We start from the raw sequence: 8,412 nt of genomic DNA, 5'->3' as shown, positions 1-8,412 counted from the left end.
ATCATCCTGAGTTTTAATCTGACTGGCTATTTGATCTACCAGTTTTTCGTTGATTTCAACGCTCATTGTTATTCTCCATTTTGGAGTATTAACGACAAGCGTTTACACAATTTAAATTACATTCCCGAACACTCCAAGAAGTTCCTGGAATACATAAAACAAGGTTTTTCTCTATATGGTTTTGAAGTAAACCCCGATGATCCTGAGCGGCTTATGGAAATGATTAAAAGCAGCAATATACAAGAGAGGATGACTCACGATAAGCTAAGCGACCTATCCGAAGGAATAAAGAGGCAAATTCAGTTAGGTTCTCTGATCAGTACATTAGGCCACTATGATTCTGACGTGACTGAAGCTGGTTATTATCATGACCTTTATAACCTGTCCTGTTGGATTAACCCGGATAAGCACTCTCCTGCAGCAACAGAGCTGCCGCCTCAAAGTACCAGACTCTCTGTACTGCCCTGCTTACCAGGAGTAATTGAAAATCAGGCAAGCAGCTACATAGTGTTTCAGAATGATGAAATTAATGATTCATGATGACAACACAAACCCACTAAAGAAGACAAGAGAGCTTCTGCCAGCTGACTATTTACGGGGTATCAGGGGTGTTTTCAATTAAACATGCAAGTATTCACCATTTAACCCCGTTAATATTGTAATAGCCTAACGATACCACGAGTCTAATAACCCATGAGTGAATTCCCTGAAATAAGGGAAAAGCCACTCTCCATTACTGCTTCCTCCATAAATCAGTATTCGCTACTCCTGTTATCTACCATAGAAAAAACATAGGACTTTTATTTCTGGACCAATTACACCATTGTCAATCAAATAACCTCTGTAAAGTACCCACAGAATCTATTCATCAAAAAATCGATATCCTCCAAACATTAGATACTTAATGTGATCTGACAGATTCAATCTGCATAAAATAATGTTCCCTATTGGAACTTTTTGAAAAAATAACAATCACTAAAGAAGGCCGTAGTGGCAGGTATTTTTCTTACAACATCCCCCTATTCACTACTTACTCTACCGACAATCAAAGGATTAAAAACATGATCTTTCGTGCCTTGCTACTTTCCTTTCTGCTTTCGACTTCAGCCCTGGCTTTTGCAGGTAATGACTATAACTACACTTTTATTAATACTGGCTTTGGCTACAATAATCAGAGCCAAGGTACACAAAACATTGACGGAACCACCTGGTTTTTAAATGGCGCCTATAAAATTCCTTCCATACCAGTCATCCTGAATGCGGGATATTCTTATGGCCGTATTGATAAGCATGAAGTTGCCAGCAATGTCGAGATTGATGGCAGCTCTTACTTTGCGGGAGCCAGCCTGTTATTGAAGCCAACGGACAGGTTCCATGTAATTCCATCGATCACCAGTGGCCGACTCAGAAATGGCCTCTCTGTCGATGCCGATGAAGCGAAGGATAAAGTGACAGCCTACACAGCGTCGGTTGCTGCCCGCTACCACCTTGAGCGAGGCCTCTGGCTGAATACCGGCTATATGGAGCAATACTATGACCGGGATGAAAATGATCATACCGGTTTTTTCACGGCCGGAGCAGAATATCAAGTCGATAAGGAGTGGGGATTTGGCCTGAACTATCGTGGCAATTCTGACCAGTACACTACCCAGTTTTTTGTGAAGCTCTTCTTCTGAGTATTAAGTTTGAACCACTAAGACACACAAAGAAAGATATCTATTCGTCAAGAGAGCATTTGGTTCATAGGCTTTTCTTTGTGCCTTAGTGTCTTTGTGATTCAAAACGATTCCCAGGAGCATGACCGAGCGAGAATATCGCCCATCTGGGCGTTCCCTAGGCTGGGCTCCGCTTTTTACGGCGACTTCCGGTATTCTTTCCTCTACCCTTTCTTTTAAACGGCGGGTTCGAAGGTGCAGGCAATCCGGCAACAGAAGGCAAACCATCGTTCATGGTTTGCCTCAATAAAGTTCTCAGCTCCTGATCAAGCCCGCTCATAAACGCCCCATAGCTGCCTTTTCGCTCAACAATATCATTCAGGGAGGCTTCCCAGCGCGCAGTCATGTCAGGCGTTGTTACTCTTTCCGGTAATGCACTAATCAAAGCTCTACCGGTTGCCGTCGCATGAATACCGCGCCCTTTACGCTCTAGAAACTGGCGCTTGAACAAAAGCTCAATAATACTGGCTCGGGTTGCTTCTGTTCCCAAACCGTCGGTTTCACGGAGTATCTTTCGAATATCTCTATCCTGAACAAATCGGGCTATGCCCGTCATGGCAGAAAGTAGTGTTGCATCATTAAATGGTTTGGGGGGCTGTGTCATTTTTTCCTTAAGCTCGGCTTCTGGACAATCAAGAACATCACCTTTGGCCAACTCAGGTAAAAAAGTACCCTCTTCATTATTTTCATCATCAACTGAACGCTGATGACTTTTCCCCGGGCTAATCAGAACCTTCCAGCCTTCCTCCATAGTCTGGCGGCTTCCAGCTCGAAAGAGACCTTTTTCTATTTGAATATCGACGACTCTTTTGCTGAACGTATGATCAGGATAAAACTGCGCAACATACTGTCTGGCAATCAATCCATATAACTTGCGGTCCAGTTCAGACAATCGTTCAAGGTCTGTTCTCAGCGATGTTGGGATAATTGCGTGGTGAGCCCCTACTTTTTTATCATTCCAGGCACTGGTCTTCCTGTCTGGCAATGCCTGATCTACGGCCTTGCCCAGTGAAAACACATTATGGCGAATAGTTGCCAGCACTTCTGGAGCTTGGGAGAAATGTTCTTCGGGCAGATAACGGCAATCTGAACGGGGGTAAGTAATCAGTTTTTGCTCATAAAGACGCTGACAGCTATCAAGTACCGCCTTTGCATCCATGCGCAACTGCCTGGCAGCATCTATCTGCAGTGCTGACAATGAGTAGGGTAACGGTGGGGCTTCTTTTCCACGCTTGTCTTCAACACGTTTTACCGTTCCCTGTTTGCCGGTAATCCGATCCACCACATTCTGCGCCAGACGCCGATCCAGTACCCGTCCATCCTCATCCATCCAGTTCTGACAAGCTTCGCTGGGAATCCACTTGGCTTTGAAGGTTTCCCCTTTTGCCGTCAACAGTGAGGCAAAAACCTCAAAGTAAGGCTTAGGCTGAAAGTTTTCAATTTCTGAATCACGTCGAGCAACAAGACCCAGTATCGGAGTCTGGACCCGGCCGATGGAGAGCAGACCATTAAAGCCAACCTTTCGGCCAAGTAATGTGCAGGCGCGAGTCAGATTAATACCATAAAGCCAGTCTGCCCGGGAACGAGCAAGCGCGGAAACAGCAAGTGGTACAAACTCCTGATTAGATCTCATCCGCCCAAGAGCCTGTGAAACGGCAGAAGGGTTCAGATCGCTGATTAATAAACGACGAACATCTTTTTTACGCTGCGTAGAGAGTTTCAGGTAGTCCAGCACTTCATCCACCAGTAACTGACCTTCACGATCAGGGTCACCGGCATTGACGATAATATCAGCCCGCTTGAGCAGCTTACTGATCACTGATAGCTGCGTACGCCCTCCCTTTCTGGGCCTCAGCTTCCACTGCATTGGAACAATAGGCAGGTGTTCAAGCTTCCATGCTTTGTAGGCCGGGTCATAGGCATCTGGCTCCTCCTGCTCAAGCAGATGTCCTATGCACCAGGTCACCACATCTCCTGAAGCTGACTCAATATAGCCTTCCTGTTTTTTCAGGGGCTTTTTCAAAACATCCGCAATGGCTCGTCCCAGGCTGGGCTTTTCGGCGATAAATAACCGCATTCAAAAACAATCCGGTTCACAATGACTAAAACACTGTTTTTTTATACAGCATAATTCATCATTTAGCGAGCATTCATCCGTTTTCTTACCAGCCCAGGTATAGCCGGCTGTTGTTATTCTTCCAAAGCCCTTTCGAGTCCTGCATCTGCTGATACAGCTTTTCTTTGCTCCTTTCTTGGCCTGGCACCTCATCAACCAGTCCTGCTGGCGGTTGATTCTGGTTAGTCCCAGTTACAGCATCAGTACTGTGTACCGGCTCGATACTAACACTTAACTCTCCCACAGGTTCTGAACCAGAATCCCGGCTGTTTTCTATAGACCCTGTGCCGTCACCTCCTGAGTTCTGGCCATCAATAAATGGATCCACAGCCCACTCAATTGACCGACCATCCTGAGATGACTCATAACCCGTCTCGGCACCAGATGTCTTTGCTCCCTCAGGGAGGCTGAATCCACCGCTAAGCTCCCCCCCAGCAACTGAACCAGTGGGCTCCAAGACTATTGCTGCATCTCCTTCCGAGGCTGGGTCCTGATAGGATTCATCAGACTGGCCACCTGAATCACAGAGACGATTTATAGCCTCTTGCTCATCTTCCAATGTATAAAAAATCTCATAAGGCTGTTCGCAAGTTGTTGGTGTTTGGGGCTCTTGGTCTGGATTATGGCCAGTATGACTTTCAATCATTACATCCGGTACCCGGGGAGAATCAATTTCCAGATTACAAACTGATATTCCAAAGTCTTTATCTCTTTGCTCCTCTATCAGAAAATCGTCCAGATACTCCTTTAGCATTGCAAACCCATCGAAATAAACCGCTTCAGCGGTCATCGTTCCACACAAATGCGCAACCCCCTGTTTCACAGGATCTTTTATTACGGGTTTCACAAAATCAATTCCATACCTTTTAACCAGACCCAAAACATCTTTTTCATGCACCTGATAATGAACGGTGATCTTGGGAAATGTTATTTGAATCCCCTCGGCAGTAATACAGGAAATATCAGTAACTGCTGCCTTCTCAGGTAGAATACTGATAACAAACCCTTCATCTGAAGGCCAGGTTGGGTAAACACCAGCAGGATAGACATCATCATAAAACTGACTCCCATTCCTGAATACACCCGCACTTCCCTCCGGAATCTTGTATAGAAAAGGAATATAAGAATAAAAATCAGAGGCTTCGGTTTTTCCACCAAAAATGGGTGAGAACAGAATAAACACCAACAATATCGTCATTAGCTTATTTTCCACAACTTAACTCCAGTTCTTATTTAATGATTTATAAGCTGCAGTAGTTATAGCAAAGTAATCAATCAACACCCCAAAACCAAACACAAAAAATAATAAAAATGAACCAAATAGTAAAACCATTGTCAATAGTAAAACCATTGTCATAGGTGAATTAAAGAAAGCGATTAAACTTTTGAAAACCAATCCTACTCCCCCTGTAAAACTACCAACCCCTTCCTCTATAAAAGAGGAAAAAGGTCAGACTCCAAAAAAAGCATTTTCATTAAGTGTTGAAATAGCAGAAGAAATCCCAAAAAGAATGTTAGAACAGGAAATGCCCCTACCCGTAAGCGTGGAACAATCTGCCAGAAACGCCTTACAAGGATATCTTCAAGAACAATACCAGCGAATGATGATCGGTGCTAAAATCTGGGAGGCTCAAGCAAAGCTCTTTCAGAAAATCTCCGATGCAGCTCAAGATGCGACTCAGCACTTGAATAATAATACTGCGACTTCTGATGCAACTGAAGAACTTTCACCAAAGCACCCGGATGAATCTGAAAATAGTGAAAACAGCCTTATACCCAGTGACCCATACAGCAAGATTCCTGAGGCATTACGTCAGCCTATTGCCAAACTGCAAGCACTAACAACAACTGTAATGCCTGCATTATTTGATCATACTGAAGCTTATAATGAAAATCTTGGAAGAGTACTTGACCTTGAAAATGATCTGATTGCATCTCTCAATATAGAAGCAAGCAATATGTATGAGTACATGGATGTTTTAAAAAAAGAACTAATAAAACCAACCCCACGTTTGAAAAAATGCCTTTACTTAATTAAAAGAATAGCGTTCAAAATGGTGACTATCCATCCTGCCAATGTAATTACTGAAAAAGAAAACAAACAGATTTCAGAAAAATTATTTCCTCTTTTATATTTGTCTGTATTTAAAAGTCAAATGAGTTTTTCTGGTATTGAAGAGTTCATCCACTTACTTATCAACGCTCTCAACTCCGAATCCATACAATACGTGTTAAGAGCAGACAGTCTTCCCAAGGCTAAGTTGCTTGGGCTATTAAAACAATTAGCACTCTATCTTGACAGAAAAGACATCACCCAGCCCGTTCGATCAAGAACCGCCATATTTCTAGTGTCTTTTTGTCGCTCCATGGAATATGGGTCTACTTGTACTCCTAATCAGCGTAATGTTTATTCGCGTTCAGATAAGCTAAAACAAGAATTTGAGGACTGCACTCAATTCAAAGTGCTGGAGCACAAGGCCCTTGAAATGCAAAAGCACGTGCCTGAAATAGAAAAGCTGCATGTACTGATTAAACTTATTCAAAAAGGAGAACGTAGATACCTGTTTGACCTTATACAGCACATTACGCATCATCCTTTAGCCCTGTACAAAGACCATGCAACTGAAGTTATCAGGTGTAGTGAAGCATGCCATCTTGAAGATCTTACTCAAGCTCTGAGAGCCTGGTTTGATGGTGATTATGATTCCCTTGAGTCTATGAGCACCAAAACCCCCTACGTATTATGGCTGCAGGCTATGATTAAAGCTGATTATAGGGACAACCTAACCGATGCAGAAGTATTGTTGAGAAAAGCGGCCAGAAACAAACCAAGACTCTGGCTGGAATTAGCCTACTTCTATTTTGAGCAAAACCCTGACCCCGATGCAGAACTGCTGAAAAAAGCAGACGAAGCCCTGGAAAAAGCGAAGCAATATATTACTGATACAGATCAAGCCAGCTGGCAAGACCTCAAGTCAAGAGTCGTTACTCTGCAGGCACTTCAGGCTCAACCCGCTAAATGCAAACAGCCCCCCTCCCTAAGCTTATCAGGAATGAGCCCTTCACTTGAAGCTGAAGAGCCTGTTCCATCTATAGAAAGCCCGGTTATTGAGACTATAACGCCCACTGAACCTACGAGCTATTCAAATCTATCTCAGGTTATCCTTTTGGCAAAAAGCATATTGCAGCAATATAAAGAGCAACCCACTGATGAGGCTTTCACTGTCGTAAAAGCAAAAAGAAAACCTCTGAGCCCTATTGACGCAATGAAATACTCCAATCGGAGTTTCGCAGTTAACCACCTGTTGCGGATAATCAACCGATACAGGCGATTGAATGACGTTGATAGAGAGTTCAGATTATATGAGTCTTTCTTTTTTGATCCTCATTATCAGCAGATCACTGGGTATGAACGTATACTGCTTGAGTTCATATGCAGTGTTGCTATTTCGGCCAATGACCCTCACCGTGCCTACGCAAGTCGAGAGGAGCGGATGAACGCCCTGCTAACAGCCAGACACCTTACGTTGACCTGCATTGAGCATACCTCAAAACATGGTATCCATTTTCCACCAGAACCAGACGAAACGCATATCATTCAGTTGATCACCGACTGGCTTGAGAAACCAGAGAACTTTAACAATGACTTGGAGTTGCAGGGCTTCATGCGTTTCAATTTAAGGTGTCTCGGAGGAAGTATTCTGGGCCATATCCACAGAATACTGGGTGGAGTATGCCAAACAGATTCTGGCAAGTGGGATCAGCTTGCAATGTTTTTCTTCAATGCCAAACGAACCATACAACCAGATTTTTCAGATAAAACAAAACAGGAAAAAACAGAGTACCGCCGTCGTTTTCGTTTCAGCGGACTTCAACTCCTTTAACCCTGCCCCTCCAAAATGCGCCATTAATAGCAGACTGCCAGCACTTGCATCATTATTTTCTGGCGGAACATACCCCTTGAACTAGAATTTTTCAGGCTTACAACCGTTAAAGGGTGATCATGATGGAAATGAAAGCTATCGGTCTGGCCATGGTTCTGACCGCTGTATCCCTGACCGCCGTCGCTGCAAGCTCTGACAAGAGCAAAAACCCAACCAACAGTACCAAACCCTCCAAGCCCATTACCGAATGGACTTGTGCCGACTACCTTTCACTTCAGGAAGACTATCAACCCTATGCCATTGGCTGGGCCACCGCATACAGTAAAGCAGGAAAGCCTGAAGATACCGCTTTCGATGTACAGGGCATTGAAACCATCCGGCCCACACTTCTTGAGTTCTGCAATCGGAATCTTCAGGCATCTTTCTGGGATAAGGTAAAAACTGAGTTTAAAAAGTACATTTAGTCTTCCAATAGCTCGAATCCAGATATTCACACCAGAACACCTGTCCCCCCCAAGGCAGGTGTTCTCAGGATCTGTTTATAACCAACCCGGTAAATCATGCTACTCATGTCATCACCGATGTAATAAGTCTTCAAAACACCAGTTTAATTTGACCTCCCGATTAACCCTTTTCTGGCCGATTGTTTTCCTGTTGGTATCAAGCAGGGAGCAGCGCCATGACCAATCGAGAGGAC

At 43.9% G+C, this 8,412-nt stretch carries 6 protein-coding genes; 4 read left to right on the top strand and 2 right to left on the bottom strand.

The window, feature by feature from the left end:
- Positions 1-540, top strand: a 540-nt coding sequence (locus AK963_RS33455; RefSeq protein WP_175404601.1) for a hypothetical protein, incomplete at its 5' end; no start/stop codon positions are given.
- Between the two features lie 521 nt (positions 541-1,061).
- Positions 1,062-1,676 carry a hypothetical protein gene (locus AK963_RS22240; RefSeq protein ID WP_066017612.1) on the top strand — a complete coding sequence of 205 codons (615 nt, stop codon included), beginning with the start codon at positions 1,062-1,064 and terminating at the stop codon, positions 1,674-1,676.
- Positions 1,677-1,833: 157 nt separating this feature from the next.
- Here the strand turns inward: AK963_RS22240 and AK963_RS22235 are convergent, their stop codons facing one another.
- Together AK963_RS22235 and AK963_RS22230 are read right to left on the bottom strand one after the other, a co-directional pair.
- Positions 1,834-3,792 carry a DNA topoisomerase III gene (locus AK963_RS22235; RefSeq protein ID WP_066017611.1) on the bottom strand — a complete coding sequence of 653 codons (1,959 nt, stop codon included), beginning with the start codon at positions 3,790-3,792 and terminating at the stop codon, positions 1,834-1,836.
- Positions 3,793-3,877: 85 nt separating this feature from the next.
- Positions 3,878-5,044, bottom strand: coding sequence for an SPFH domain-containing protein (locus tag AK963_RS22230; RefSeq protein ID WP_139117589.1), 1,167 nt, complete (start codon positions 5,042-5,044; stop codon positions 3,878-3,880).
- Positions 5,045-5,216: 172 nt separating this feature from the next.
- On the opposite strand from AK963_RS22230, the gene AK963_RS22225 reads away from it, so the two are divergent.
- Together AK963_RS22225 and hdeA are read left to right on the top strand one after the other, a co-directional pair.
- Complete coding sequence (locus AK963_RS22225) at positions 5,217-7,715, top strand: hypothetical protein (protein WP_139117588.1); 2,499 nt, start codon at positions 5,217-5,219, stop codon at positions 7,713-7,715.
- A gap of 119 nt (positions 7,716-7,834) precedes the next feature.
- Entirely contained in the window at positions 7,835-8,179 is a 345-nt protein-coding gene (hdeA, locus tag AK963_RS22220; RefSeq protein WP_083232841.1) for an acid-activated periplasmic chaperone HdeA, read from the top strand.
- Positions 8,180-8,412: the final 233 nt, after the last annotated feature.

Source organism: Endozoicomonas atrinae (assembly GCF_001647025.1).
In the GTDB taxonomy this organism is placed as follows: domain Bacteria; phylum Pseudomonadota; class Gammaproteobacteria; order Pseudomonadales; family Endozoicomonadaceae; genus Endozoicomonas; species Endozoicomonas atrinae.
Note: the sequence above shows the minus strand (reverse complement) of the source record. Positions and strands in the feature narration are given on the sequence as shown.

Bases quoted from the DNA above. Each gene is read 5' to 3' on its own strand.
- AK963_RS22240 (WP_066017612.1), top strand. From the start codon at position 1,062: ATGATCTTTCGTGCCTTGCTACTTTCCTTTCTGCTTTCGACTTCAGCC.
- AK963_RS22235 (WP_066017611.1), bottom strand. From the start codon at position 3,792: ATGCGGTTATTTATCGCCGAAAAGCCCAGCCTGGGACGAGCCATTGCG.
- hdeA (WP_083232841.1), top strand. From the start codon at position 7,835: ATGATGGAAATGAAAGCTATCGGTCTGGCCATGGTTCTGACCGCTGTA.